The following is a 25,624-nucleotide window of genomic DNA, read 5'->3' on the forward strand; positions in this document are numbered from 1 at the left end:
GGGTTGCTTCCCTGGTATTGCTTCAGCGTTTCTAGCGGAAAATCAAAGGCTGGCATGGGGCACGGTTCTAACACAATTCCACAACCCCGCAAAACCAAAAGCACTGATCATCAATCACGTTTCCGTAGGACTCGCGTTCACCATGATGCCGCATCTTGTGAGGTAACTGAGGTCTCCGGCTAGCGAAGACCCTACGTTTCTGTTCAGTGAACAAAACCAGAACCAGTATTCCTAATTTTCACTCTGTCCTCTGTGGTTCAATGATGAATTCGTCGTTTAAAGACTCTTGGGTATCATGCAGAATCCTGCCCCACTTCGAAGCGCACAACATAGTACTCCGCCACTTCATTGCTGGCATTGCGAATACCATGCAGGTCATTTGAGGCAATCACCAGCATATCCCCACTCAGCAAGGAATGCACCTGCCCTTCCACCTCCACTTCGATGCGGCCCGAGCGCAGAATCACGATTTCCTCATCTTCATGCCGGTGCGGCGGATGCGAGGCACTTCGCGCGTGCAGACGCGTGAGATGGGATTCCAAACGCTTGAGCGTCCGTGTCGGACCATCGATGAATGGAAGCACATAGCCAGACTGCGTGGGTTTGGATCGGGCACCATCAAACGATGCATGCCGAGTGGTAAAGGGAAGCGCATCACCTGTCTGCATACTGCATTGAGCAGGAATTCTGCGATCCCGTCCAGATCCAAGATTTTCTCATGCACTCCCCCACAGGTTTACCCAAATATGCTTCACGCAGCATCACGCTCTCAGGATTCTTCCTGCCGCAAACGCGATTTCGCACGACGGCGAAGCTCTCGTGCGCTGAGCAATCCCACAATGAGCAGAGCTGCGATTCCAAGCAATGTCCACGGGTACATCGAGATATCAAAGCGTTTGCACACCTGGCCAATGCCCATGGGCGCAACCGTTGCACTCGCTGTGATCAGGACAAACAACACTCCAATGATCTGTGAACTCTCTCCCGGCTGCTGGCGGCTGATCAGCACCAAAATCGTTGGAAACATGCAGCCCATGAGCAGGGCAATTCCCACCACAATCGGCAACAACCCCCACGGGCCGGGGGAAAATCCCACCCAAATGGCAAACATCAACCCCATCAGCAGCGCAAAACTGAGCAGGGATCGCCATGCGCCAAGCTGGGCTACCACCACGCCCATGCCAGCGCGGCTCAGGGAAAAAATCAACCAGAAGACCGCACTCGCCCGTGCACCCGTGATCCAGGAAACTCCCTCAAAACGTCGATCCCAGTAGAAGCTCAGCCAGTTGAACATGGAGGTTTCCAGCGCAGTGTAGATCGCAGCAACACACAACACCATCAGCAGCGGTAACTTCCACCGGATCGGGTGACGCAAGGGTCGTTCGAACGTCTCTTCAACCGAATCGCTCACAGCGCCAGAACCGATTCGCTGCTGCCTCAAATCCCGCAACATGCCCACTGCCACTGCCACAGGACCCAGCAACAGCACCATGCCATACGACAGCCGCCAGTTGTGCAAATGCAAGTGGCTCAAATCCACCAGCAACGGTGCCAGGACTGCACCCACTCCAAAGAAAAACTGCAGAAAGGCAATGCGCCCTGCCTGGTCTGCTTCTTTCCAGGACGATGTGCGATCCACCGCAAGCGAATTGATCCCAATCTGGTACATCCCCAAACCCAGTCCCGTCAGCACCGTGATGCCCGTCAGCCCAAGCGGACTGCGAATCGCCAACCCTCCCGCATAGGCAACTCCAAGCAAGGCACTGGCCAGCAATAGAAAGCGTTCCTTCCCCAGGGGGCGTATCCAGAACAATCCCATCAAAATGCCGATGATGGAGACTCCAAAAAACACAGAGATGGTGGTTCCAATCTCCTGAGCGTCGATGCCAAGATCCACGCTCGCAGCACTGAGCAATGGTCCCATCTGTCCCATCATGAGACCCAGCGTCATGAATCCTGCCACTGATGACAGATCCTCACGTCCAATTCGATACAGCTTCATGCAAATGTTTGGGACGGGGAGCACTTCCCCACCCGATGGTTGGCATCCTTGATGATTGGCATGCCAATGGGCAGTCCAAAACGATCATGGCGGAAAAAAGTTTCCTTGAAATCGGGAAATGTCACGACCCTGTCCGCGCAGTCGAGTTCACCCATGGCACTGCAGCAAGGAGCACGCTCAATTCGCGCTGACTCAGATCGAATTCGGGATGCGGTGAAGGATTTCCATGCAGGCCCGACCATTGTGGTACGGGCATTTCCAAAACCCCAGTTTGCAGGCGTCGCGCAATGCATTTCCCGCAGCATCCACATGCCAGAACCACTCCCCGTGCTCCAGATCCCGGAGGTGATCCCTTGCAAAACACCACAGGCGCGTTGCCATTTCAAAGTAGCGGGCATCTCCCGTCAACTGGTAGGCATTGTAGAACCCGACAATTCCCTCGGCCTGCGGCCACCAGTGAAAGCTGGTATCCTTCACCCCGTGACCGATGTGCAATTCCTCCATCACCCCGCCTCCCGGTGCGATTCCCTGCTCAAGCGTGACCTCCGCCATCTGCAGGGCAACCGTTTTCACACGCTTCGCAAGAGCGGCATCACCCAGCACTTCGGCAGCCTCCCATAACAGCCACGAACCTTCAATGTCATGCCCGAAGGACACGTTGCGGTGCGTTGGATTCCAGTCCTCATCAAAAAACAGGCCAAAGTGAAAATCATCCTGCACGATCTTTTCCAGGCTGATTTCGATCAGATGTCGCAACTGCTGTTCCAGCCCTGCATCTTTCCAGTAGCGCAGCAGATTCGCATACGCCTCCAGGATGTGAAGGTGGGTATTCATGGTTTTGGGCGCGTTTTCATCCTTGTCGCTCAAACGAAGATCCTGCAAAGCACCCCAATCCCGGGCAAATGCCTCGTAGTATCCCCCACGCTTTGCATCAAATCCATGCTGTTCGATGGATCGGTACAGTGCCTGAGCCAGTTGCAGGGCTTCGGGCGTCTGCGTTGCGCCGTAATACTCGGAGCAGCCATAGACCGCAAATGCAATCGCGTAGAGCTGCTTGCGGTCGTTGGCCACACTGCCATCCGGATGCACCGACCAGAAAACGCCACCATGCTGCCGGTCAACGAAGTGCTGTGACAGGTAGGCAAAAGCACGATCTGCCATGTGGCGGTACGCTTCACAACCCGTTATGCGATGAGCCGCCGCAAAGGTCCAAAGGATGCGTGCATTGAGAATGGCACTGCGATCCGCTCCCGGAACAATCTGATTCTGATTGTCCAGTTCCCCGTGAAATCCTCCATGCGTCTCATCGACGGCATGCTCCATCCAGAACGACAGGATGCGTTCGAGTTCCGCACCCATTTCCATGCGCAAGGTCATTGGGTCCATGTCAATTTCCCTTGGTGTTGTTCCAGTGCACAAGCAAACTCAGGCCTTGCCCTGCAGAAAGGCCTTGTTGCGGTCGATCAGGGCATTGATCGTCTGCACCGAAGCCGCTGATCGCAGCTTGTCCTCCGGAGTGTGTATCGCGTAATCGAGCAACTTTTCCACGGTCGTGGTGGCCACATGCAGGCGCGTATCCGCCGAGGCGTAGTAGATGAAAATCGTGCCATCCTCATCACAAATCCAGCCGTTGGTGAATGCCACATTGGACACATCCCCGACACGCTCTGCTCCGCGAGGTCCGATCAGGTGTCCGCCCGGTTTGTAAATCACTCGGGTCAGGTCGTTCAGATCCGTCACAAACACATAGAGCACATAGCGAAGGCCCGCAGCAGTATTGCGCACACCGTGTGCGAGGTGCAACCAACCCTTGTCCGTCTTGATCGGTGCAGGTCCCTGTCCATTCTTGACTTCATATACAGTGTGGTACGCACGCTTATCGATGATGATCTCTTCATCAATCACGGCGTTGGTGATGTCATCCGTGAGTCCAAACCCAATGCCACCTCCCGAACCGGTGTCGATGAATCCATCCTGAGGACGGGTGTAGAAGGCATATTTTCCATCCACAAACTCAGGGTGCAGCACCACATTGCGCTGCTGCCCACCCGAAGTGCGAAGATCGGGCAGACGCTCCCAGTTCACCAAATCTCGGGTGCGGGCAATGCCTGCTGCCGCAACAGCACTGCTCGTATCCAGTTCCGGAGCCGATGGATCCTTACGCTCTGTGCAAAAGACCCCGTAGATCCATCCATCCTCATGCGAGACAAGGCGCACGTCATACACATTGGTGTCCGGATTATCCGTCTCTGGCATCGTGATCGGACGCTCCCAGAATCGGAAGTTGTCAATGCCATTCGGACTTTCGGCAATGGCAAGGAATGACTTTCGATCACTGCCTTCCACGCGCGCCGCCACCAGATATTTTCCCTGCCATTTCATCGCACCTGCATTCATGGTCGCATTGATCATCAAGCGTTCCATGCAGAACGGATTGGTTGCCGGATTCAGGTCAAAACGCCATTCAACGGGCGCATGAGCTGCCGTGAGTACCGGGTGCTCGTAGCGATCATAAATGCCATGGGTTTGCTCAACCTTGGCATTTGGGCGTTTGAGCAGAGCTTCGTGTTCCGCTCGAATGCGGGCGATTCGTTGTTCAAATGTTTCCATAAATTGATCTTTCGTCATCAGCAGCACCACCGCATGCATTGGAGCAACCATGCCCCAGCGTGCATTGCAGCGTTTATTGCCCGGGACTTCAGCACTCCATCCGCAGAACATGCCAAAGTGCGAATCATACTGCAATCGATGGGTCTGTAAAATGAGAAACCTTGTCATTCAATTGAATGAATGCTGCACGCATCGCTGCACTTCCTCATGCCGTTCGAATCGGGAGCTGAACAACCTCCACACCTCCCTTCAAATCGCAGTTTTTGCATCACTCAAAACTCTCCCTGCAGACGGGAATTTGCTGATTCCCCCAAGATTCCAACCGCGAAGATCCGGGATCGACTTTCGTTGTTTTTGGATTAATTTGCTCAGAAAAACATGCAAAACTTCATGATTCGACTGATTCATACTCCACTTCTGCTGCTGGCCCTGTGTGCCACATTTCAGCTCCACGCCGGTATGATGGGCTATCCGACCCTCGACCAGTATGCCGAGCGTACCCACCAGTACGGCGTCAAGTTAACGATTCCCGACTTTCCGGAAAGTGTGGAAGCCATTGAAGCAAGCGAAGCTGAGCTGCTCAAAATGCTCGATACCATTGGTGATCAAATTGCAGCACTGGAAGTCAGTGACCTCAGCTTTGACAATACCTTTGGCGCACTCGACTGGGGCAGCATGGAAATTACGAATCGCATCCTTCCGATTCGCATCGTCAACAATACACATGCCAATCCCGAAATTCGCGACGCTGCTTCCAAGGTGATCCAACGTTTCAGCGAAGCACAAATTGCGTTCAACTACCGGGAGGATGTCTATCTCAACCTCAAGGCATTCGCCGACAGCAATCCCTCACTGGATGATCAGGAGCAACGTCTCGTCGATGACATGCTGCTTGAGTATGAACGCCTGGGTTTCGATCTTCCCATCGAAGAACGGGCCAGAGTAGAAGCCCTGAACAAGGAACTGAGTGCTCTGTCCATCGCTTTTGGAGATCACATCCGTGAGGCCAATGAAGTCCTGGTCTTTACAAAGGAGGAACTCGCGGGTCTCAGCGACTCCTTTCTCGAAAGCATTCGCAATGTGGAAGGCGAATACGAAATTTTGCCCAACGTGACCCACCACGTGCTGACCGTTTTCAACCGTGCCGACTCGGAGGCCACAAGAAAGCGTGTCTTCGAAGCTCGGAACCGCCGGGCCATGGAGTCGAATCTCGAATTGCTCTCCAAGATGGTGAATGTTCGGGCCAGTCTGGCAAAAGCACTCGGATATGAAACCTGGGCAGATTATCGAACCGAAGTCCGCATGGCGCAAAACGGTGATCGCGCTCTCCACTTTCTCGAAGATCTCGCAGAACAGCTTGAACCCAAGTTCCAGCAGGAGCTGCAGTCCCTGCGGGAACGCAAAATCACCCATACGAATAACCCCGATGCTGAACTGCACGTCTGGGATGTGCGCTACTATCAACAGCAACAGCAGCAGGAAGAATATGCGGTCGATTCCGAATCCCTGCGAGCCTACTTCCCCTTCGAGCGTGCGGTGCAGGGCATGTTCCAAATCTATGAAAATGTCTTTGGCATCGTCATTGATGAAATCGAAAATCCCACCCCATGGGACCCCTCAGTCCCACTCTACATCATCAGCGATGCAGCAACAGAAAAACCACTGGGACTCTTTTACATGGATTCCTTCCCGCGCGAGGGGAAATTCAACCACTTCGCCAAGTTCAATATCATCCGCGCGGGAACCTTGCCCGATGGCACTTACCAGCGCCCCACAGTGGCACTCATCTGCAACTTTCCACCCCCTGGGGAAAACGAACCCGCCCTGCTCAGCTTTGAGGATGTCGAAACCCTCTTCCACGAGTTTGGACACTGCCTGCACTCGATCCTGACCGAATCCCGCTTTGCCCATTTTTCAGGCACATCGGTACCGCTCGATTTTGTCGAAGTTCCCTCGCAGGTGCTGGAGTTCTGGTTGGAGGACCCAGAAGTGCTGAACCTCTTCGCCGCACACTGGCAGGACCTCAGCCAAAAGCTGCCGGAGGGCATCGTGGAACGCATCAACGCTTCCCGGAAAGCCGAAGCAGGATGGTTTTACCGGCGCCAGCTTGCTTTCGGAATTCTCGATCTCACGCTGCACCACCAGACGGACCCGGAGGCGGTAACCCAGGACATTGCTGGTGTGACCAACCAAATCGTCGAGCGCATCTACATGCCCTTCCCCGAGCAGACCGCTCTGGTCGCATCCTTCGGGCACCTCGCTGGTTATGATGCAGGATACTACGGCTATGCGTGGGCTGATGTCATCGCAGCCGACATCGCAAACCAATTTGCAACCGCGCCCGGTGGTTTTTTGGATGCCGAGATGGGCATGCGCCTGCGCAGGGAGATTTTTGAACCCGGAAACTCGCGGGACGTGAACGTCAGTGCCGAACGCTTCCTCGGTCGCAAACCCAATAATGCCGCATTTGTGCGCTCACTGGGTCTCGACAACGACGAAGGGCATTGATCGCACCCGAACGTTTGAAATTCCCAAAACACCGGATTTGCTTGCCGTATCCCTTCCCCGCCTGCGGAAGGGATGCGTTTCTTTTTACCGGTGCTGCATCGTCGGGACACATGCCCGTTGTTGCCTAACGACCACTCTTCACATCCGCATCTTCACCCTTTAGCAACACCCGCCATCGAGCAATACACCAGACCCATGCCTGTCACCATCACCCGCAACCCGCTCACACTGGCCTTGCTTGCCAGCTCCACACTCTGCCTGTCAATGCTCACGGGAAATCCGGACGAACCCACCCTGCTGCAGCAGCTGCAGCAATCGCAAATTCCCAAAACCGAAACCGGGGTGATGGACTTTCTGCAGCAATACCCCACCTACGACGGTCGGGACGTGGTCATCGCAATCTTCGACACCGGAGTCGACCCGGAAGCACCGGGCATGCAGGTCACGAGCACGGGGGAGCGCAAGTTGCTCAATCTCTATGATGCATCCGGCGCTGGCGATGTGGACACCCGCACCCAGGTGCAGGCAAACGACCAGGGTCAGCTGACGGGCTTGACCGGACGCACACTCACCCTTCCTGAACAGCTCCATCAATCGGAGCAAACCTTCCACATCGGCGTCAAATACGGAAAGGAGCTGTTTCGTTCTGCGGTTTGGCAACGCTTGATGGCCTATCGGGTCGAACACATGCACCAGCGGGCACAGCAGCAGCGCGCAAGCTTTCTGCGAAACCAGCCCGCAACTCCAGAGGTAGGGACGGGGCCGGATGCCCTCGAATCTCAGGCTCTCGCCAGTGAGTTCGACCACTACGTGGATTCCCTCGCCAAGCTCGACAAGGGGCCATTCTACGATTGCGTCCTGTGGCAGGATGGCGAGCAATGGCAGGTCATCGTGGACACCGATGAAGACGGAGATTTGCGCGACGAGATGGTTCTGCGTCCGTTCGGAATTGCCGGAGAGTGGGCACAGTTTCCCGATCCCGTTGCCGTGAATTTTGCAGTGCAGGTGTTCGAGTCGGGCAATCGCCTTTCCATCGTCACGACTTCAGGTTCGCACGGCACCCACGTGGCATCAATTGCCGCCGCTCATCACCCTGACAATCCCGCGTTCGATGGCATTGCACCTGGTGCCAAAATCCTCTCGATCCGCATGGGGGATGTTCGCATCGGAGGTTCATCGACCTACATGGGAGAAAGCCTCGCGGTTGCAATCGCAGCGCAGTATCAGGTCGACATCATGAACGCCAGCTGGGGTGGACAGAGTTTTCACCAGGATGGAAGCTCATGGGGAGTCAAACTCTACGATCTTCTGGCCCGCAAATACGGTGTTACCGCCTTCGTATCGGCAGGCAACGATGGCCCCGCACTGTCGACGCTCGGATCACCCGGAGGGGAAGCTCAGCAAGTCATTGGAGTGGGTGCCCATGTCTCCCCCGAAATGGGAAAACTGCTCTATGGCGTGATCGGAGAAACTCGCTCGACCCCGTTCATGTTCAGCTCGCGGGGTCCTGCACGCAACGGAGACATGGGAGTCGACATTCTGGCCCCTGGTGCCGCCATCGCTGCACTGGGACGGGACAGTCTGGAAAGTCATTCCCTCTACAACGGCACATCCATGGCCGCCCCGTCAGCTGCAGGTGTCGGAGCGCTGCTCATCAGTGCCGCGAAGCAGGAGGGCTTGCGCACCAGTCCTGCCCGCCTGAGATACGCCCTGATGAACTCGGCGCAAATGCTCGACTCCGAACCCCCGTTTGCCCAGGGCGCGGGTTTGATCCATGCCACTGGCGCATGGCAGCACCTGCGTTCCCATCAGGCAATCGATGCACTCGATCTCAATTATCAGATCGAGGTCAGTGGAAACGCCTATGCCGATGGCCCCGGTGTCTACCTGCGCTCAGATGCATCCCGCTTTTCAGGCAGGCGCAGTGTGCGCATGAACCTGCAACCTGCGTTCCCGGATTCCCTCGATACTTCCAGCCAATACGCACTGAACCTTTTTCTGAAAGCCCGCACGGCTCCTTCCTGGCTGAACTTTCCCGAGGGCATGCAGCTCACCAATGGAGGCAAGGTCATCCGGCCTCAGATCGATTTTGATCTGCTCAATCAGCAGGTCGGACCCTCCGGTGCAGTTCACCATCACACCCTCGAACTGGAACTCGCTGACGCACCCGATGCCGGTCCGCTCATCCGCATCCCTTTTACGGTGGTGCAAAGCGCTCCAGTTGCCGCCCAGCGCATTTTTCCTGAGCAAAGCTTTTCGCTCGAAAGCTCCAGATCCCATACACGCTTCCTCACTCCACCCGACGGAGTCCGTCAACTCTCGTTGACCGTCACTCGCACTTCCGAACCCGGTGTCGAAAAACTGTTTGTCATGCACGCGTTGAGTCTGGTCGCCCATGAGGATATCGAGCACTTCGAAAATCGCGAATATTTCACGCTCAAACCCGGTGACACCCAAACCTTTGAGATACCGGTGCGCCCAGGTCTCCCACTCGAACTGACACTGCATCAAGTCTGGTCCTATGACGAATCCACCTCGCTGCAGTGGAGCGGGCAATGGCGATCTGCAATCACCGAACCGCAGTCGCTGGTCCTGCTCGACAATGGCAGCCCCAGCCGCGTCATGCTCGAATCACGCTTTGACAGCCGTTTTGATCTGGAGGCGTCCATCGACCGCGCTGCCTTCAGCCTGGTGCCGGAAAGCACGCGCATTTCCCCCTTTGACCGCCGGGGCACTCGTCCGGGTGGCGAACGGGATGCGGACGAACAACCCAGCTTTCAACTGGAACAGGTCGCCTTCCTGTCGCTCGATGCACCCCTCGAAGTCGAATTCCAAGTGGTTCAGTTCGCCACCGAGTTTGAGGCCGGAGGAGGAATCATTACAGTCTATGATGAAGAGGGCTTTCCAGTCGGCACCGATTTGGCTCCCAGTGATCCCGAGGAAAAACTCAAACTTCCCAAGGGCAAAAACCGTCTGGTCCGTCAATTCATTTCACCGGACATCGAGGTCTTGGAACGGCTCAAACCCCTGCCTTTTGTCTTCACAGCTCCCATCGAGAAGCAGAGCGTTGCGCTGTCCGTAGGACTTTCAGGCTACAGTGGCGGTCGAACTCACAATTCCGTTTCCCTGAAACCGGATCGCAGCGAGTGGCTTGTGATGCGCTTGCCCGACCCCCTCAAATCCGACAAACTTCCCGCAGCATTGAATCACTATCTGGGAACCCTGACGATCAAGGAGGGGGACGTCTCCGTGAATTCCATCGAACTGGTCGCACTGCGCGCTGACTCAGCAACACCCTCGAAGTCTGAGTCCACATCATCGACCCCCTCCACAGCCGAAACCCTCAAACAGGCAGTTTACGACCAACAACTTGCGTTCCTGAAGGAAAGCCGAAAGGATTTCTCAGCCGCCATTCAGTCTGAGCGCAATTCCCTGCTCAAAGAACTTTCACGGAACTCCACTGATCCGCGCATTTGGTTGGAGGAGGTTTACAGTTTGGCAATCGACGCAGAACTCATCGATCCCTGGTTTGCCGGTGCAGATTCCCACGAGTTCACCCATACTCCGGTATCCCCTCCGGCAAACAAGCTGCGCACCTTTCAACGTCGCATCGAACAGCTGATCCAAGACTGTGAACCCGCGAAAGTTGCGGAATACCTTGGTGCCAAACCCGTGATTGATGACCCTGACTCTGTGCTTGGCAAAGCAGAAGCCGAACGCCTAAAACAATTTCAGAACCTGAGCCATTATCTCAGGGAAGCTCAGCTGATTGCCACACAGGCTTCGCTCAAACTGGGGGATCCTTCACAGGCTCGCAGTGCCTGGAATGAAAGCAGGCGCTGGAATCATGGTGAGTCCAAAACACTCGACAATCTGGCATCCAGACTGGAAATCCTGCTGCTCTGGAAAGAGGGATACCCAGCACGGGCACACGAGCGCTTGCGTCCCCTTCTCGAACAAAGCGCAAGCGATGCATTGCTGGAAAGCTGGCAGCATGCAATCCAGGAGAAACTCGGATGGACGCTCGCCAGTGATCTCGAATCCCTCTACGATCAAATCTCCACTGAGCACCTTGATCCTGCCTGACTGGAGGTGTCACGAACGCGCCTTCAGCGTCGTGCGAACCAGGTAAACCATGATCGCCGCCATCGCGATGATGGCCAGGCTCGAGGCGTGGGACCACACCCCAGGGAAGATGGAGGGAACAAGCACTGCCACAATCGCGATCACCACACCTGTCAGTGCTTCACCTGTGATGAGTCCCGAAGCCAGCAATAATCCCCGGTTTTCAACCTGCTGGGCTTCGCCTTCCTGGGTGTAGGCAACACGGGACTTGACCCAGTGCATCAGCCAGCCTCCGATAAAAATAGGCACACTGAGATTGAGTGGCAGATAGATGCCTACGGCGACCGCAAGCACCGGAAAGCGGAAACTGCGACCCCGAATGCGCTGCCACTGATCGAGCAGGATCAGTCCCACTGCCAGCAAACACCCCAGTGCAATGTAATTCCAGTTAATGCCAGCACCAAAAATGCCAGTGGAAATGTCCTTCATCAAGCTGGCCTGAGGGGCGGCCAGAAATGGCGCACCTTCCCGAACCGCACGGCCAATGCCATGACCCTTGTCCAGAATTTCGAGTGTAAGCGGAATCACCAGTGCGGACGCCACCACTCCCACCACCTGAAACACCTGCTGCACCCACGGGGTTGCCCCCAGGATTTGCCCGCATTTGAGGTCCTGCATGTTGTCACCGGCAATCGATGCAGCCGAACATATGAATCCGGCGAGGTACATCACCGCCATGGGTCCCACGATGGCCAAGGGGCCTTCATTGCCCATGACTTTGAACAGAATGACCGACGCCACCACCACTGTGGCAATGGTCACTCCCGAAATCGGGCTGTTCGAACTACCCACCAATCCCGCGATGTAGCCCGCAACCGCGCTGAAAACAAATCCGAAAAATGCCATGAGCGCCGTCATCAACCCCGCTACCCAGAGTTTTCCATCGTAGTCCTGTAATGCCCAGAGAAAGATGAAATAAGTCGGAACCATCGACAACAGGCTGAACCACAGAACCACAGGCATGGGTGTGTCGCGCTCGGTTCGCTCCATGCGTGCACCCCCACTGCGTTCCTCGCGATGGGCACGAAAGCTGCCTGCAATGCCCAGCCAGACGGGTTTGATCAGGATCAACAGCGACCAAAGTCCTCCCACAAGCATCGCACCCACTCCGATGCGGCGGCAGTCCTGCCAGGAGGCTTCGGCAAGCAGCATCCAGGCATCGGCGTCTAGGCTGCTCCAGGCAACACCCGCCGAAAATCCATTCTCCAGCAACAGTCGGTCCGCGTTCCACATCCAGTTGAGCGGTACGCCAATCAATGTGCCAATGGCACCCCCTATGAAGATCATTGAGGCGATGTTCGATCCCACGATGTATCCAATCGCGATCAGTGCCGGACTCATGGTGATGCCTCCCATCAATAACAGCTTTCCACCGGCAACGGCCTGAACAGCCCCCACGTCTGCTGCAATCACACGAAAGCCCGACTCCAGCACCTTGAATATCGCACCGATGGAACAGCTCTGCACCAGCCATTTGAAACCGGTATCACGGGGTTCATCCTCGTCCCCTCCCCGTGAGATGCCTCCGGTCTTCAAGACCTCCGCCGTCGCTACACCCTCTGGAAAAATCAGATCGGACTCCACGATCAGTGCGCGTCGCAGTGGAATCGTAAATGCCACTCCCAGCAATCCACCAATGAGCGATATGGCGACAATCGGCAGGTATTCATAGCCCTGCCAGGCTCCCATCATGACGAGCGCCGGAATGGTGAAGATCACACCCGCCACCAGGGATTCTCCCGCAGAGGCCGAAGTCTGCACCAGATTCGCCTCCAGGATGTTGGATTTCCGGAACAGGCGAAAAACTCCCATCGCCGCTGCTGCAGCCGGAATCGAAGCCGACACGGTCATGCCAACCAATAGCCCGATGTATGCATTCGCCGCCGCCAGAATCATCGAAAGCAGCATGCCAAGGATGAGTGCCTTGAGCGTGAACGAGGGCATCGAAACATGACCCGGAATCAGGGGTTGAAGGGGCGCGCGCGGATGACTCATCGTGGTGGCTCGGTTCGCAAGTTTCAGGAAATTCAGGCGGATGTTTCGCGAAAACGCTCAAGAATCGAGCGCACATACGGTGCGGGTTCCCGAAGGTTTTCCGCAGTCGGTTCGAGTGTGTGGTGTCCCCAGTCCTCATGAAAGAGGTGGAATGCGTTGCCATCAAAATGCGCGCCCATCGCGGTCTGACAGCCGCCCTCCATTTCAAAGAGCAGGCTTCGCTCCAGCGTAACGGCAAGGCGGGTTGCTTCACAGCACAGGGATTCCAGCCAGGCAAGATCCCCCACGCGCGTCTGCAGGGCGATCGCGCCCTGCCCCACTGCCGGAACCATGACTTTGAATGGCAAGGGTCGAAACTCCACCCCCTCCCATTCGTGAATCCCCAGGCGATTCAATCCGGCTGCCGCCAGGAAGGTAGCCTCAGTCGTGCCATTTGCCACTTTGTTCAGGCGTGTGTCGACGTTGCCCCGAATCTCACTCCACACCGCATTGGGACAAAAGGATTTGGCCTGCGCACGCCGACGCGGTGAACTCGTTGCAATCTCCCGCGGATATCCATCCGTCAGTCCCTTGCGCAGCACCCACACATCACGAGCATCCTCACGCGGGAGAAATCCCCGAATTTCCAGCCCCTCCGGCATGTCCGTGGGCAAGTCCTTCGAGCTGTGAACGGCGAGATCCGAATCCCCCTCCAGCAGGGCATCTTCAATTTCCTTGGTGAAAAGGCCCTTGCCTCCTTTTTCCGACAGCGACCAACTCTGCCGCTTGTCCCCCGATGTGGTGATGAGCACCTTCTCGCAGCGAACATCCGGACGAAGTGAGGTGATTGCCTGCATCACCAGATCGGCCTGGCGTTGAGCGAGTGGACTCTTGCGAGTCGCAATGCGAATCAAAGATTTCATGTAAGAAAAGGGGTGTCTGCCTCACGCAAACACCCCATGTCTATAAAACGAATTCCGTGCGGAGTTCAATCAACTGTAGGAAGCTTGTGCTCCCTTGATGTCCTTTTTCGGAACCCAGGGCATGAGCGCACGCAGACGCTGGCCGGTCTCTTCGATCAGGTGATTTTCCCCGTCTTCGAGCATCTTGTTGTAGTTCTTCAGCCCACCCTTGTATTCCTTGACCCACTCCTTGGTGAAGGTGCCGTCCTGGATTTCCTTGAGAATCTCCTTCATGGCCTTCTTGGAGTGTTTGTTGATCACGCGGTCACCGCGGGTGATATCTCCAAACTTCGCTGTTTCCGAGATGGAGAAGCGCATACCGGAGATACCCGATTCGACCATGAGGTCGACGATGAGCTTGAGTTCGTGCAAGCACTCAAAATAAGCCATCTCGGGCTGATATCCCGCCTCCACGAGGGTTTCAAATCCAGCCGTGACCAGCGCGGAAGCACCGCCGCAAAGTACAGCCTGTTCCCCAAAAAGGTCGGTTTCGGTTTCTTCCTTGAAAGTGGTTTCGATAACGCCTGCACGCGCGCCACCAATGCCCTTTGCCCAGCCCAGTGCGATATTCTTGGCATCACCGGTGGCATCCTGATAGACTGCAATGAGCGACGGAACGCCCTTGCCTTCCAGATACTGCGAACGCACCGTGTGGCCGGGACCCTTGGGCGCGGTCATGATGACGTTGATATCAGCGGATGGCTTGATCAGACCGTAGTGGATTGCAAGACCATGGGTAAACATGAGCGTCTTGCCCGCAGTCAGATGGGGAGCCACATCACGCTCGTAAATCTCAGCCTGCTTCATGTCGGGAACCGCAATCATGATCACATCAGCTGCTTTCACCGCATCTGCAGTTGCCAGCACCTTGAACCCATGCTGTTCAGCAACGGGTTTGGACTTGCTGCCTTCGTAAAGGCCGATGATCACATTGCAGCCGCTGTCCTTCAGGTTCAGCGCATGGGCATGGCCCTGTGAGCCGTAGCCAATGACTGCAAGCGTTTTTCCTTCAAGAAACTTCAAGTCAGCTTCTTTCTCAGTATATATTTTTGCGGGCATCTGTTATTCAGTTAGATGGTTCAGGAATCGGTTGACGCACTGACGCGCACCTCAGGCATCGGGAACGACTCCGCGACGCAGAGCCACCCGACCGGTGCGAGCCATTTCGAGAATACCGAAGGGTTTGATCAAATTCAGAAAAGCCGTGATTTTGGCTGCATTTCCAGTCACTTCGATGATGGCAGTATCTGTCGCCACATCAATGATCTTTGCGCGGAAGATGTCGCAGATCTGGATGACCTCGGAACGGGCTTCAGAGGGTGCCTGTACCCGCATGAGAATCAGCTCGCGGGAAACTGCCTCCGCTCCCTTGAAATCCTCCACTTCAATCACATTGATCAGCTTGTTGAGCTGTTTCAGCGCCTGATCGAGTGCGGCATCGTCACCAATGATCGTTGCAGTGATCCGGGAATATCCGTCGCGGTGCACGGGTCCTACATTCAGGGTGTCAATGTTGAAGCCACGTCCGCTGAAGAGGCTGGAAATCCGGGCCAAAACGCCGAACTTGTTCTCGACCAAAATGGAGATGGTATGTTTCGCGGTCATCGAATGGTGGTGGAAGGTCTCAAAAAGAATAACCGAGAATCATGCAATGTCTATCGGGTCAACGTTAAAATCGGAACGCAATGGCTTCCGGATCGTGGATCGCAGAATGGAAAGCGGGAATGCAGATTGCCCGAGTTGCGGAAAAGCCGAGCTGGATTGAATTTTGACTTGAAAAAGGATTTGCGGATCGTCATCTTCAACCTTTTTCCAAATTTCACCATGTCAAGAATCTGCGCAGTTACAGGAAAACGACCCCACACCGGTGGTAAAATCATCCACAAGGGTCAAAGCAAAAAGAGCGGCGGTATTGGACTTCAGCTTGTGAAGACCAACAAACGCGTGTTCCGCCCCAATCTTCAGCGGATCCGGGTGCGCCTGCCCAATGGCAGCGTCAAGCGCATGTGGGTATCGGTAAAGGCCATCAAGGCAGGTCTGGTTCAAAAGGCCTGAACCTCCGGTCACATTTGCCCGGAATACTGATTTTGAAAAATGCCGTCCTGAGTTCAGGATGGCATTTTTTGTGCCCGGATGCGGGGATTCCCGACAGGCAAAGATGAAAATCCGGAACATCCGACTTCCAGCAGACTGAAATCCTACGGGGCTGGAACGCTCTGCAGGCGCTGCCGAAGCGATTCCGCAGCAAGCCCGGTAAGGCGCAGGTAGTAGTCGCTGCCAGTACCTTCAAAAGTGGCAAATTTCCAGCGGTTGCTCACAGGCACATCGTCGGTGCATTTGAAGATGGCAGTTCCTTCGTCCACCTCGTCAAACATAGCCGCATAGAGCATGCGAGCACCTGAGTTGATGGCAGTGTCAATCAACATCCAATAGTGGTGTCCCTGCACACGCGGAATCGCATTGAGTTGCTGATGGGGACGATTTTCAAAAATGGAAAGATTGTACCAGCTCATGCCGGGATACACGACGGGCACATAGTCAAGTCCGCGCTGTTCACACCAGGCACGATCCTGGAGAATGTGCGTGTGATAGCGTTGCACTTCAGCGTGCAGAACCGAGGAAAAGCGCAGCACCATCCAGGGCATGACAATGTCTGCAGATTCGATCAGGCGGTGCAGATAGGGATCGGCGACACTGTCGGTGTGCAATTCGCGAAAATAGGTGGGCACCCCCAGCATGACACTGCAGCCCCCGTATTCCGGATCGTTTTTCAAAAAATCGATGAACGCTTCGAGTCGAATCTCCCGGATGTCATACGAACGGTCCGGAAACCCCACTCCCCAAATTGCGACAAGGGGTCCTCCCCGGTGATAGAGATAGGTCTGATCCTCTCCGCGGCTTGTCAGGCGCAGTTCATCCACGAGGCGCTTCCAATCCTCTATCAGGGTATCACAGTCATCCTGCCCCGGTCGCAGGCCGGATAAGTCATACATGATCGCAAATGCGCGTCCGTGCTTCTCCGCTGCCTGCACCACATTGCGCACCACTTTGTCGGGATCCGCATCAACCGCGCGGCCAGCTGCCGTGGGAAAAAATCGCTGCAGAAAAACGCCATCAATAGCGTATTCCCTCATCCATCGAAAATGGGTGTCGACCGTGGAGAAATCGTAAGAACTGAAAACCCGAGCAGCACTGCCGTCGACAAGGCGAAAATCGGTTTCATAGGTTTGACTGTACTCCGACACATCCGGCCAAAAATCCACCGTGCAGGCACTTGCCTCAGAAAACTGTCCGTGCGCCCCCCAATGCACCCATCCGCGTCCCGAACCATCTCCCGGAGCACGAAACCATGCCTGATATCCGGCCATCACCCTGCCCTCATAACTGGGAAAGGCAGAACCCTCACTGTGCCGGAGCTGTGCCTGGAGCACTCCCGATAGCAGGAGCAATGCAGCACCTGCAACCTTCCACCTGGCAACCTTACTCATGATCATCCTGCTCATGGGAAGCATATCATGCAGTTTTACGCACGGCGTCAAACCTGACGGAATCGTTTCCCCTTCATTCTTTCAGATGAAAATACAACTTTGGAGCATCAACATCTGCAGGAAAAAAATTGGCACTGACCGCACCCAGCGGACGGATGAGCAAGCCCTGCGTGGTCCCGTCAAGCAGTCGCTGCATCACCGGGCGGGACAAGGTGAGACGCAGATATTCCCGCTCATCGGTAGCAAGATCCACATCATAGGTCATCTGTTCATTGAAGACCTGCTCATAGGGTAGTCCTTGCGTAAGAGAATCATAGGTCACCGAATCACGCTTCCATCGGGGATCGGCATTGAGAATCTCAATCACGCGCAGCTTACCAAACTCAATTCCAAGATCCTCACCGTAGGCATCCACATATCTTCCTCCACTCGCATGGGAATGCAGGCGAAGCTCTAAGACCCCGAGAGATTCGACCAGTGGTGAAGTCAAGCGCGACACATCCCAACGCACCACAAGCCACTGTGCCCCATTTACACTCAAAAGTGGAAAAGTTCCATCGGGTCCACTCCAGTGCCAATCACTGAAGTTCACTTCGGGGAAATCCTGACGAATGAGAGCGCACTGCGAAGCAGACAATGATTGGGAAAATGAAGTCAACGGCGGCACTGGAGCGTGGTAGATCAGGGGTTCCCCTACATCGGGAGGCGTCTCACTCAACTTCACGACGTCAGCGCGATAGGAGTCGATGTCCACCTCATACTGTGCCCCTCCCCAATCGGTCACCCCCAGTTGAACATAGAGAGAATCTCCCGGCATGACATCCAGACCCCGCGTCGTGTAACTGATGGTGTGCCAGGTCTGGGCATCCGCGATATCAAATTCTGCCAAATGCTCGTGAAAATCAGTCGTGCGTTGGGTATTGATCATGAAATTGATCCTTCGGGGTGCATGACTGAGGCGAATCCGGGCTTGCACACGCAACTCATAGCCGGATTGCTGCAGTTGGGCAAGATCCACCTCTTCAGCGATATTTCGCTTAATGATACTCCACCAGACATTGTGGCGATCCTCCCGTGCATCAATGCCAATCCGGGCAAAACCATCGTGAGGAACAAATTCCATGCGGACTTCACCATCTCCAGTAAAGTAGAACCACGGCTCAACCTGACCCCGATCAAATTCATCGAGAAACTGGGCATGCAGGACCGAGTGAATGAGCCAAAACACAATACAGAACAAGAAGCGGAACTTCGGAAAAATGCATGAAAACATGGCTGCGGTTCAGTTCGAATTGAATTTGAGGGTCAATTTTGCTGCCCAGTCGCGCGAGTTTCGCATTTCCCCACCCGGAAATGCAAAAAGTTTCAACTGTCCGGAAGCATCGCTCTGCAATAGATCCGACGGGTGCCACTCACCTGTGATCGGATCAAACCACTGCAGTTCATACGTAGCCTCCGGTAAAAATCCGTGCAGCACAGGCAACACGCATTGATTCTCAAAATAGAGCAGTGCGAGCGAGGTGTCCTGCGTGCGCATGAGATAACTCCAGCCATCCAGTCCATCTGCAGGTGCATCCGGAGCTGCATGGGGGTGTAAATCGCTGCGAGCAGGCTGCAGCTGCTGATAGGCATCGCCCTGTTCCAGCACAAATGCAGCCAGATGGCGCATGAAATTGGCAGACTCATAGCGGAAGGCATCCCACGCGTGAGGGCGTGCACCTGCGGGTTCCCCCGTGCTCGTCAGATCGTATGCTGCCGTTCCATGCACATGTCCCGCCAACCCTCCCGATAGCACCGATCCATACATTTGCGCTCTTGCAAAGTAGTTGTCACGGTCGGAATTGGCAGGTGGACGTTCACCCCCAGGTTGATTGATCTCATGATGCCATCCCGTATAGTAGGGTTCAAAATTGATCGCAGGATACGGAGGATCGAGTTCAAAAAGAGTTTCGAGTGCCTTCGCGACCCGGTGATCCCTGGGTTTATTACCCACGCTGTGCAGGGTCAACCAAGGCACGGAGTCAGCATGTCCAAACTGAAGGTAGGTGGAATCGTTGATCAATACTGTCACTGGCTGTCCAAAGGGCGGAGGTCCATACGTTTTCAGATAGAATTTGAGTGCATCATTAAACTGCTGCGCGCTCAGACTGAAGTCTTCGGGAATCCAGTCGAGATGGATGCCGCTGAACACGAGATTGTATGCTCCGTAGCGTGCCACCAGATACTGCATGAAGCGCGCAAAGGATGCATTAAAGTCATGATAAGCAGCCCAGCTTGGCCCCACATCACGCCTTACAGTCTCAAGCAAGGCGACAAAACCCTGCTCCGAGAGGTAGGCCACCTTTCGGTCAAGGCTCTGAAAAAATGCGGGATTGATGCGATCAAAGTCAGAAACACCCTGTCGAGTTGAGGACATGGCAAAAGGCAGGTTTCCATATTCATCACGCATGTTTTTTGCCGTGTAAGTCCCCCAGTAACTAAGCCCTCCAGAAGCGTCAACACCAGGACCATCGGCCACATCATAACCAAACTTCTCCCATGCATTGCGCACAAAAATCCCGTCTTCATTGGCGTAGGTACTGGGATTCAGGTCCGCCTCCCAGTTGGGAAAACAGGAAATCATGCTCACCGAGTTGAATCCCTGGCGCTTGCGATACAGAACCGCATCCTCAAACCCCATTCCAGGTCCTGGCTCATAGTCCTCCGGGCTTCCCACTCCACGAAACGGAAGGCGCCAGGTGGAACCCGCCAGCCAAGTATCACCCACCATGAAAAAGGGCGTGCCATCTGCATATTCGAGAGCGCGACCATTGGCCGTGCTGCGCAAAAATCCACGACGCACCGGATTCGACGCAATATCCGCTTCAGACCAGGCCTCTGCATGCAGGCTGCCTTGGTGTCCATTGAGTCCCCCGTCATCGGGCTGATTCGATCCACTGGTCCAGCTCCATTCACCGGGATGGGTCGCAACCAGGCGTACCTTGAACTGCTTGCCTCCGTCCCAGAACCCCTCAATGCGCTTGGAATACCCAGGTCCTTTCAACTCAACCCAGCAACGCACATCGACGTAGGGATTTGAGTAATCACCCTGGGCTTCGAAGCTGAGTTCCAAAGGTTCCCATACTCCCCTTATGGCACTGTTTTTGGCGATGAGCCATTGAGGTGAGCTAAACAGGAACAATGCTGGAAGCAGGAACAAAAATGGATTCTGGAGCATGATACCAGGGGATTGTAGAAATACGGGATCGCAGCATGTTGATCCACTCCAACAAGTTCTTCCCCTTCAGTGCAAAACGCAACCCAACACAAATGGAATGCCTGTGTGCCTGATCAAACGCACACAATGCATCGATGACACAGCTGAAATAGAAGTGTGAGTGCGAGAATCACGCTAGAACTTGCACTTGCGGATGGGGTGCGTCGTTGACTTGCGGAGTCGTCGCCACACACTGTGTGCTGAGATCAACCCAGCAGCCTTACTGGTTCAACAACAGCAGTCTCATTCTCTTGTCGGACCAAAACCGCAGCTGTGCAATCCCCGGTTCATAGCCATTTCATCACACAGTTATGTCAGATTCACACGCATTTCGCGCTGCACTTCATACCCGCTGCGCACACATCTCAACCCATGCTGAGGGTGAGGCGGGTTCGAGCCTCATGCTTCCCATCGTGCAGAGTTCCCTCTTTCGACTGGGACAGCCAGACGAGGCCGATGCACTCTTTGACGGAACCCGCCAGGGTTATGCCTACACTCGCTTTGGCAACCCGACTGTGGATGCTCTTGCCAGCGCACTTGCCCTTCTGGAAGGGGGAAAAGATGCTGTCGTCACAGCTTCCGGAAATGCAGCGGTACTCACAGCACTGCTGATCGCCCGCTCAGGAAACCCCAGACCTGTGCTCGCACATCCGGACCTCTATGGTGGAAGCTGCGAGCTGTTGAATCTGTTCGCACGCGAATTCCAGATTCCCGTCGAGTGGTGCGATCCTACGGATCGCAAAGCATGGCATCGAGCCATCACCCGATCAAGCGTTGTGCTCATCGAAACTCCCTCAAACCCCCTGTGGCGTCTCATCGATATTGAAGCAACCGCATCCCTGGCACATGCTGCCGGAGCCGTGCTGGTTGTGGACAACACTGTCGCCACTCCCTTCAACCAGTCACCCCTGACTCTCGGTGCAGATTATGTGATTCATTCAACCAGTAAATTTCTGAATGGTCACTCAGACATGATTGGCGGGTGTGTGATTTCCCGGGAGTCCTTTCGCCCCGAACATCGCTCCATCCACAAGAACATCGGGGCCACCATCAACGCAATGGACGCGTGGTTGATCCTGCGTGGATTGCGAACCTTCGCCTTGCGCATGGAAGCTCACAATCGAAACGCAGCAGCAGTGGCCCAATGGCTTCACCATCGGCCCGAGGTTTCCAAAGTTCACCACCCCTCCCTCTCGCATGAGGAGGAATACACCTTGTTCGAACAACAGATGACAGGTGGCTGCCCGGTACTGTCATTCGAACTCCAGGATGGCGATCAAGCTGCACGGGATTTTCTGGGCAAGCTCAAACTCGTAGTCCATGGAGTCAGCCTCGGCGGCATGGAAAGTCTCGCAACCCGCCCCGCTGCAACAAGCCACCGGGGCATGTCAACCCACGAGCGCAGAAGGGCAGGTATCAGCGACGGGCTTGTGCGCCTGTCCGTTGGAACGGAATCCCTGCCAGATCTACTCGCAGACCTAGAACAGGCGCTCAGTGCCTGACAAGATCAGCCATGCCACACTCCAGCTTCAGCTCCCGGAAATGCATGATCCAAACCTACAGTTATGGGAGTGCACTGGGGAAAGACTTCCTTCACATTGGAGTTTCCCGCCACCTTCCTCGCGGAGTTCCTAAAACCGAATACCAACAGCGTGGCTACTTCGACCTGTGGCTTCCGGTGCTGGCACCCGATGCCAAGCTGATTCAGGAGTATCTGAAAGGCAATTTGCCACACTCCACCTTTGCCAAGCGCTACCAAATGCAAATCCGAAAAAGTGAAGCACAGGGAGTCATCGCCGTATTGGCCCATCTGGCGGAGTTCCGCCCGATTGCCTTAGGGTGTTTCTGCAAGGATGCCAAGCGCTGTCATCGCACGATTCTGGCACAAGCGATCGCTGCCCGCGCATCTGAGTTCCCGACCAATACAGACAAACCCAAAGATGCCGCACCGTCTCATCCCTCATTTGCCAGTCCACCCTGCATGCTGCACGAGTTCTCGGACAAGTGGGTATTCGGCAGTGATGATCCTGATCCCGAATGAGGCATGCAACATTGGCCGCATGACAGCCCTTTTCCACTACACTGAAAATCCTAACCTGCGTGACGGACTGAAAACCAAAATCGCCTTTCGGTTTTCCTATAAAATTGACGATCAACCCCACTCCCTTTTACCCTCGCCGCCGATTTTCTATTATTCTTTTTATCAAAACCCATATCGGAAACAAATGATCCAGCTCTAACTTCTTCTGTTTAACCCCAATCGCTGCCTGGGGCTGCCCCTCAGCAGTAATACTTCATCTGTTCTGTCAAACTACCATGATTCGCCTTCGAACCGCCCTGTACACTGCACTACTGGCTGCAACAACCGTTGTTCCCAGTACGCACGCCATCGACAACCCCGTCCTGTTCTGGAATGAACAGGCACTGAACGCCACGCGCCTCGCCCGCAATCCACCGCCGGTCAGCGCGCTCTGGTTCGGCTCATTCCACGCCGCCATCGCCGACGCCGTTACTGGCATTGAGGGCGGGTGGGAACCCTGGCTGGTGACCGAGAAGGCACCTGAAGGCGCCAACGTCGACGCCGCCATCGCCGGCGCCGCGCGCGTCATGCTTCGTGAGATCTGGGGTCAACAGGCCAATCCACACATGTTTGACGTCGCTCTCGAGCAGGCCCTTGCCAACATTCCCGACGGCCCGGGCAAGGATGCGGGTCTGGCCTGGGGCAAACACGTCGCCGAAAAAGTGCTTGAGCAGCGCTCACTCAGCGGGTTTAAGGTCGCTCCCAAATACCTGCCCAGCGATGCACCCGGCAAGTGGCGCCCAACCGCACCTGATTTCCGTTCGGGCGTCACCCCACAGATGGCCACCACCCAACCATTCGTGCTCAAGTCACCCGATCAATTCCGGGCCCCGCCACCTCCACCGGTCAACTCCAAAAAATACGCCGAGGAGTTGGAATATGTGATGCGCGTCGGTGCCCGTGATGATGCCGAGCGCTCGGAATACGATACGCTCAGCGTACCGTTCTGGGCGGATGGACTTGGCACCAGCGGTCCCTCCGGCCACTGGAACATGATCGCCACCAACATTGCACGCGACCGTGGGCTTTCCACCAGTGAATGCGCCCGCCTGTTTGCCCTGCTCAACTTTGCCGCCGCCGACGGTTTCATCACGGCATGGGACAGCAAATACCACTACAATACGGCACGCCCCGAGACCGATGCCCGCGAGCTGACAACTGACATCAATCCGCACTTCAAACCCGACCCGAATTTCATTCCCTCCATGCCATCCCTTCCCTTCCCCGCCTACACCTCTGCGCACATGACCTTCACCTCTGCTGCGGTGCGCGTATTGCAGCACTACTTCGGTACTGACGAAGTACCATTTTCTGTGACTTCCGACGGGCTTCCTGGCGTGGTGCGAAGTTATGAACGGCTCTCCGAAGCCCGTGAAGAAGTGGGCATGAGCCGCGTCTACGGTGGCATCCACTTCCCCATGGATGTTCATGAGGCCCGCACCTCCGGCAATGCCGTCGGCGACTGGGTCTTCGCACACTCCCTGCAGCCCATCGACTGAGTCACTGATCATGTCTTCGATCACCCCTTCTCCCTTCAGCCCCACACAGGAAGGCCGCATTCTTCCGTGGATTCTACGCATCGGCATCGCTGGCTGCTTCATCGGCCACGGTGCGTTTGGCATTATTACCAAATCCGGCTGGCTGCCCTACTTCGCTGTCGCTGGCATTCCCGAATCCATTGCCTGGCCCCTCATGCCCATCGTCGGTACTATGGACATCCTCATGGGCCTGTGCATACTGGTGTGGCCCTGTCGTGCCCTGCTGCTCTGGGTTGGCATGTGGGCCTTGTGGACTGCCCTGCTGCGTCCGTTTTCCGGCGAACCCGTATGGGAGGCAATGGAGCGGGCTGGCAACTACGGGGTTCCTTTTGCCTTTCTCGTCGTCGTGGGATTGAGCGGTCCGCTTTTTCAAAGGCTGCCCACCGCTTGGCCACCCCTTGATGCAAGTGCGCGCATGAGGTTTTCATGGGCATTGCGCATCACCACCGCCCTGCTCCTGATCGGCCACGCGGGTCTCGGTCTCTTCACTCAAAAAGCAGGTCTCGCCCACCACTATGAATCGATAGGACTGAGCGGCGGTATCACTCCAGCCGTGGGTGCCTTTGAGTTTTTTCTCGCATCGCTCGTGCTGCTGCGTCCCGCACCCGGATTACTAGTCGGTGTTGCGCTCTGGAAATTCGCCACCGAGTTCCTTTTCATCACCGCAGGAGCACCCTTCTGGGAAGTCATCGAACGCTTTGGCAGCTACACCGCTCCGCTCGCTCTCGCCGTGCTCATGCTTCGCGATTTCCCCGCTGCCGCCGCCCGCTCAATGGCCTGGACGACCCGTCCCTCCCCCGACAACGCAGACGGTTGATTGTTTTGAAATCCTGGGTTCAGTCTATCAACCAATCATTCATCTTATCCAACACCGTTCGTCCTACGGACTCTCTTGATCCGGCTTCGCCGGAGCAGGATACACGTCGTTTCCTCCGTGTAACAGGTTCAAAAACAATCTCTTTTGTTCCGATAGGGGTAGGGATGGCTCATTGAGTTGAGCCACCCCTCCCTCCGAACCGGACGTGCGGATCTCCCGCATCCGGCTCTCCAGTCAGTGGTTTGCTCTTCGTAGAGACTGGAT

General features: G+C 55.5%; 18 protein-coding genes. 7 read left to right on the top strand and 11 right to left on the bottom strand.

Going from position 1 to position 25,624, the window contains the following annotated elements; all coding sequences use genetic code 11:
* Positions 1-293 precede the first annotated feature (293 nt).
* The 4 genes from ABQ298_09655 to ABQ298_09670 all read right to left on the bottom strand — a co-directional run bounded on the left by ABQ298_09655 (position 294) and on the right by ABQ298_09670 (position 4,612).
* On the bottom strand, positions 294-668 hold the full coding sequence (locus tag ABQ298_09655) for a cupin domain-containing protein (GenBank protein MEQ9824638.1): 375 nt from the start codon (positions 666-668) through the stop codon (positions 294-296).
* Between the two features lie 101 nt (positions 669-769).
* A complete protein-coding gene (locus tag ABQ298_09660; GenBank protein ID MEQ9824639.1) occupies positions 770-2,002 on the bottom strand; it encodes an MFS transporter in 1,233 nt (410 codons plus the stop codon).
* A 192-nt stretch (positions 2,003-2,194) separates the two neighbouring features.
* Entirely contained in the window at positions 2,195-3,388 is a 1,194-nt protein-coding gene (locus ABQ298_09665) for an AGE family epimerase/isomerase (GenBank protein ID MEQ9824640.1), read from the bottom strand.
* Between the two features lie 39 nt (positions 3,389-3,427).
* Positions 3,428-4,612, bottom strand: coding sequence for a glycosidase (locus ABQ298_09670; GenBank protein MEQ9824641.1), 1,185 nt, complete (start codon positions 4,610-4,612; stop codon positions 3,428-3,430).
* 390 nt (positions 4,613-5,002) lie between these two features.
* On the opposite strand from ABQ298_09670, the gene ABQ298_09675 reads away from it, so the two are divergent.
* Both ABQ298_09675 and ABQ298_09680 read left to right on the top strand, forming a co-directional pair.
* Complete coding sequence (locus tag ABQ298_09675; GenBank protein ID MEQ9824642.1) at positions 5,003-7,120, top strand: M3 family metallopeptidase; 2,118 nt, start codon at positions 5,003-5,005, stop codon at positions 7,118-7,120.
* Between the two features lie 195 nt (positions 7,121-7,315).
* Positions 7,316-11,206, top strand: coding sequence for a S8 family serine peptidase (locus ABQ298_09680; GenBank protein ID MEQ9824643.1), 3,891 nt, complete (start codon positions 7,316-7,318; stop codon positions 11,204-11,206).
* A 9-nt stretch (positions 11,207-11,215) separates the two neighbouring features.
* Here ABQ298_09680 and ABQ298_09685 read toward each other — a convergent pair whose 3' ends face one another.
* The 4 genes from ABQ298_09685 to ilvN form a co-directional block, all read right to left on the bottom strand.
* Positions 11,216-13,240, bottom strand: a complete 2,025-nt coding sequence (locus ABQ298_09685) for an oligopeptide transporter, OPT family (GenBank protein ID MEQ9824644.1) — start codon at positions 13,238-13,240, stop codon at positions 11,216-11,218.
* 32 nt (positions 13,241-13,272) lie between these two features.
* Positions 13,273-14,142 (bottom strand): hydroxymethylbilane synthase, encoded by an 870-nt coding sequence (gene hemC / locus ABQ298_09690; protein ID MEQ9824645.1) that lies wholly within the window; start codon positions 14,140-14,142, stop codon positions 13,273-13,275.
* Positions 14,143-14,211: 69 nt separating this feature from the next.
* Positions 14,212-15,240, bottom strand: a complete 1,029-nt coding sequence (ilvC, locus tag ABQ298_09695) for a ketol-acid reductoisomerase (GenBank protein ID MEQ9824646.1) — start codon at positions 15,238-15,240, stop codon at positions 14,212-14,214.
* 51 nt (positions 15,241-15,291) lie between these two features.
* Positions 15,292-15,786, bottom strand: a complete 495-nt coding sequence (gene ilvN / locus ABQ298_09700; GenBank protein ID MEQ9824647.1) for an acetolactate synthase small subunit — start codon at positions 15,784-15,786, stop codon at positions 15,292-15,294.
* Between the two features lie 219 nt (positions 15,787-16,005).
* Between ilvN and rpmB the strand changes: the two genes are divergently transcribed.
* Entirely contained in the window at positions 16,006-16,236 is a 231-nt protein-coding gene (gene rpmB / locus ABQ298_09705) for a 50S ribosomal protein L28 (protein MEQ9824648.1), read from the top strand.
* Between the two features lie 143 nt (positions 16,237-16,379).
* On the opposite strand, the gene ABQ298_09710 is transcribed toward rpmB, so the two are convergent.
* The 3 genes from ABQ298_09710 to ABQ298_09720 all read right to left on the bottom strand — a co-directional run bounded on the left by ABQ298_09710 (position 16,380) and on the right by ABQ298_09720 (position 20,886).
* Positions 16,380-17,669, bottom strand: coding sequence for a glycoside hydrolase family 71/99-like protein (locus ABQ298_09710; GenBank protein ID MEQ9824649.1), 1,290 nt, complete (start codon positions 17,667-17,669; stop codon positions 16,380-16,382).
* Positions 17,670-17,742: 73 nt separating this feature from the next.
* Entirely contained in the window at positions 17,743-18,942 is a 1,200-nt protein-coding gene (locus ABQ298_09715; GenBank protein MEQ9824650.1) for a hypothetical protein, read from the bottom strand.
* A 9-nt stretch (positions 18,943-18,951) separates the two neighbouring features.
* Positions 18,952-20,886, bottom strand: a complete 1,935-nt coding sequence (locus ABQ298_09720; GenBank protein ID MEQ9824651.1) for a DUF5060 domain-containing protein — start codon at positions 20,884-20,886, stop codon at positions 18,952-18,954.
* 350 nt (positions 20,887-21,236) lie between these two features.
* Here ABQ298_09720 and ABQ298_09725 point away from each other — a divergent pair, with 350 nt between their 5' ends.
* The 4 genes from ABQ298_09725 (at position 21,237) to ABQ298_09740 (ending at position 25,360) form a co-directional block, all read left to right on the top strand.
* A complete protein-coding gene (locus ABQ298_09725; GenBank protein MEQ9824652.1) occupies positions 21,237-22,427 on the top strand; it encodes an aminotransferase class I/II-fold pyridoxal phosphate-dependent enzyme in 1,191 nt (396 codons plus the stop codon).
* A gap of 44 nt (positions 22,428-22,471) precedes the next feature.
* Positions 22,472-22,966, top strand: coding sequence for a DUF488 family protein (locus ABQ298_09730; protein MEQ9824653.1), 495 nt, complete (start codon positions 22,472-22,474; stop codon positions 22,964-22,966).
* Positions 22,967-23,241: 275 nt separating this feature from the next.
* A complete protein-coding gene (locus tag ABQ298_09735; protein ID MEQ9824654.1) occupies positions 23,242-24,504 on the top strand; it encodes a phosphatase PAP2 family protein in 1,263 nt (420 codons plus the stop codon).
* Between the two features lie 10 nt (positions 24,505-24,514).
* Positions 24,515-25,360: a hypothetical protein gene (locus tag ABQ298_09740; protein MEQ9824655.1), complete on the top strand. Its 846-nt coding sequence runs from the start codon at positions 24,515-24,517 to the stop codon at positions 25,358-25,360.
* Positions 25,361-25,624 lie beyond the last annotated feature (264 nt).

The organism is Puniceicoccaceae bacterium (assembly GCA_040224245.1).
GTDB lineage: Bacteria > Verrucomicrobiota > Verrucomicrobiia > Opitutales > JAFGAQ01 > JAKSBQ01.

Coding starts and splice junctions, on each gene's coding strand:
- ABQ298_09740 (MEQ9824655.1), top strand. CDS start 24,515: ATGTCTTCGATCACCCCTTCTCCCTTCAGCCCCACACAGGAAGGCCGC.
- ABQ298_09660 (MEQ9824639.1), bottom strand. CDS start 2,002: ATGAAGCTGTATCGAATTGGACGTGAGGATCTGTCATCAGTGGCAGGA.
- ilvN (MEQ9824647.1), bottom strand. CDS start 15,786: ATGACCGCGAAACATACCATCTCCATTTTGGTCGAGAACAAGTTCGGC.
- hemC (MEQ9824645.1), bottom strand. CDS start 14,142: ATGAAATCTTTGATTCGCATTGCGACTCGCAAGAGTCCACTCGCTCAA.
- ABQ298_09715 (MEQ9824650.1), bottom strand. CDS start 18,942: ATGTTTTCATGCATTTTTCCGAAGTTCCGCTTCTTGTTCTGTATTGTG.
- ABQ298_09675 (MEQ9824642.1), top strand. CDS start 5,003: ATGATTCGACTGATTCATACTCCACTTCTGCTGCTGGCCCTGTGTGCC.
- ABQ298_09655 (MEQ9824638.1), bottom strand. CDS start 668: ATGCAGACAGGTGATGCGCTTCCCTTTACCACTCGGCATGCATCGTTT.
- ABQ298_09710 (MEQ9824649.1), bottom strand. CDS start 17,669: ATGAGTAAGGTTGCCAGGTGGAAGGTTGCAGGTGCTGCATTGCTCCTG.
- ABQ298_09725 (MEQ9824652.1), top strand. CDS start 21,237: ATGTCAGATTCACACGCATTTCGCGCTGCACTTCATACCCGCTGCGCA.
- ABQ298_09685 (MEQ9824644.1), bottom strand. CDS start 13,240: ATGAGTCATCCGCGCGCGCCCCTTCAACCCCTGATTCCGGGTCATGTT.
- rpmB (MEQ9824648.1), top strand. CDS start 16,006: ATGTCAAGAATCTGCGCAGTTACAGGAAAACGACCCCACACCGGTGGT.
- ilvC (MEQ9824646.1), bottom strand. CDS start 15,240: ATGCCCGCAAAAATATATACTGAGAAAGAAGCTGACTTGAAGTTTCTT.
- ABQ298_09730 (MEQ9824653.1), top strand. CDS start 22,472: ATGATCCAAACCTACAGTTATGGGAGTGCACTGGGGAAAGACTTCCTT.
- ABQ298_09735 (MEQ9824654.1), top strand. CDS start 23,242: ATGATTCGCCTTCGAACCGCCCTGTACACTGCACTACTGGCTGCAACA.
- ABQ298_09680 (MEQ9824643.1), top strand. CDS start 7,316: ATGCCTGTCACCATCACCCGCAACCCGCTCACACTGGCCTTGCTTGCC.
- ABQ298_09670 (MEQ9824641.1), bottom strand. CDS start 4,612: ATGGAAACATTTGAACAACGAATCGCCCGCATTCGAGCGGAACACGAA.
- ABQ298_09665 (MEQ9824640.1), bottom strand. CDS start 3,388: ATGGACCCAATGACCTTGCGCATGGAAATGGGTGCGGAACTCGAACGC.
- ABQ298_09720 (MEQ9824651.1), bottom strand. CDS start 20,886: ATGCTCCAGAATCCATTTTTGTTCCTGCTTCCAGCATTGTTCCTGTTT.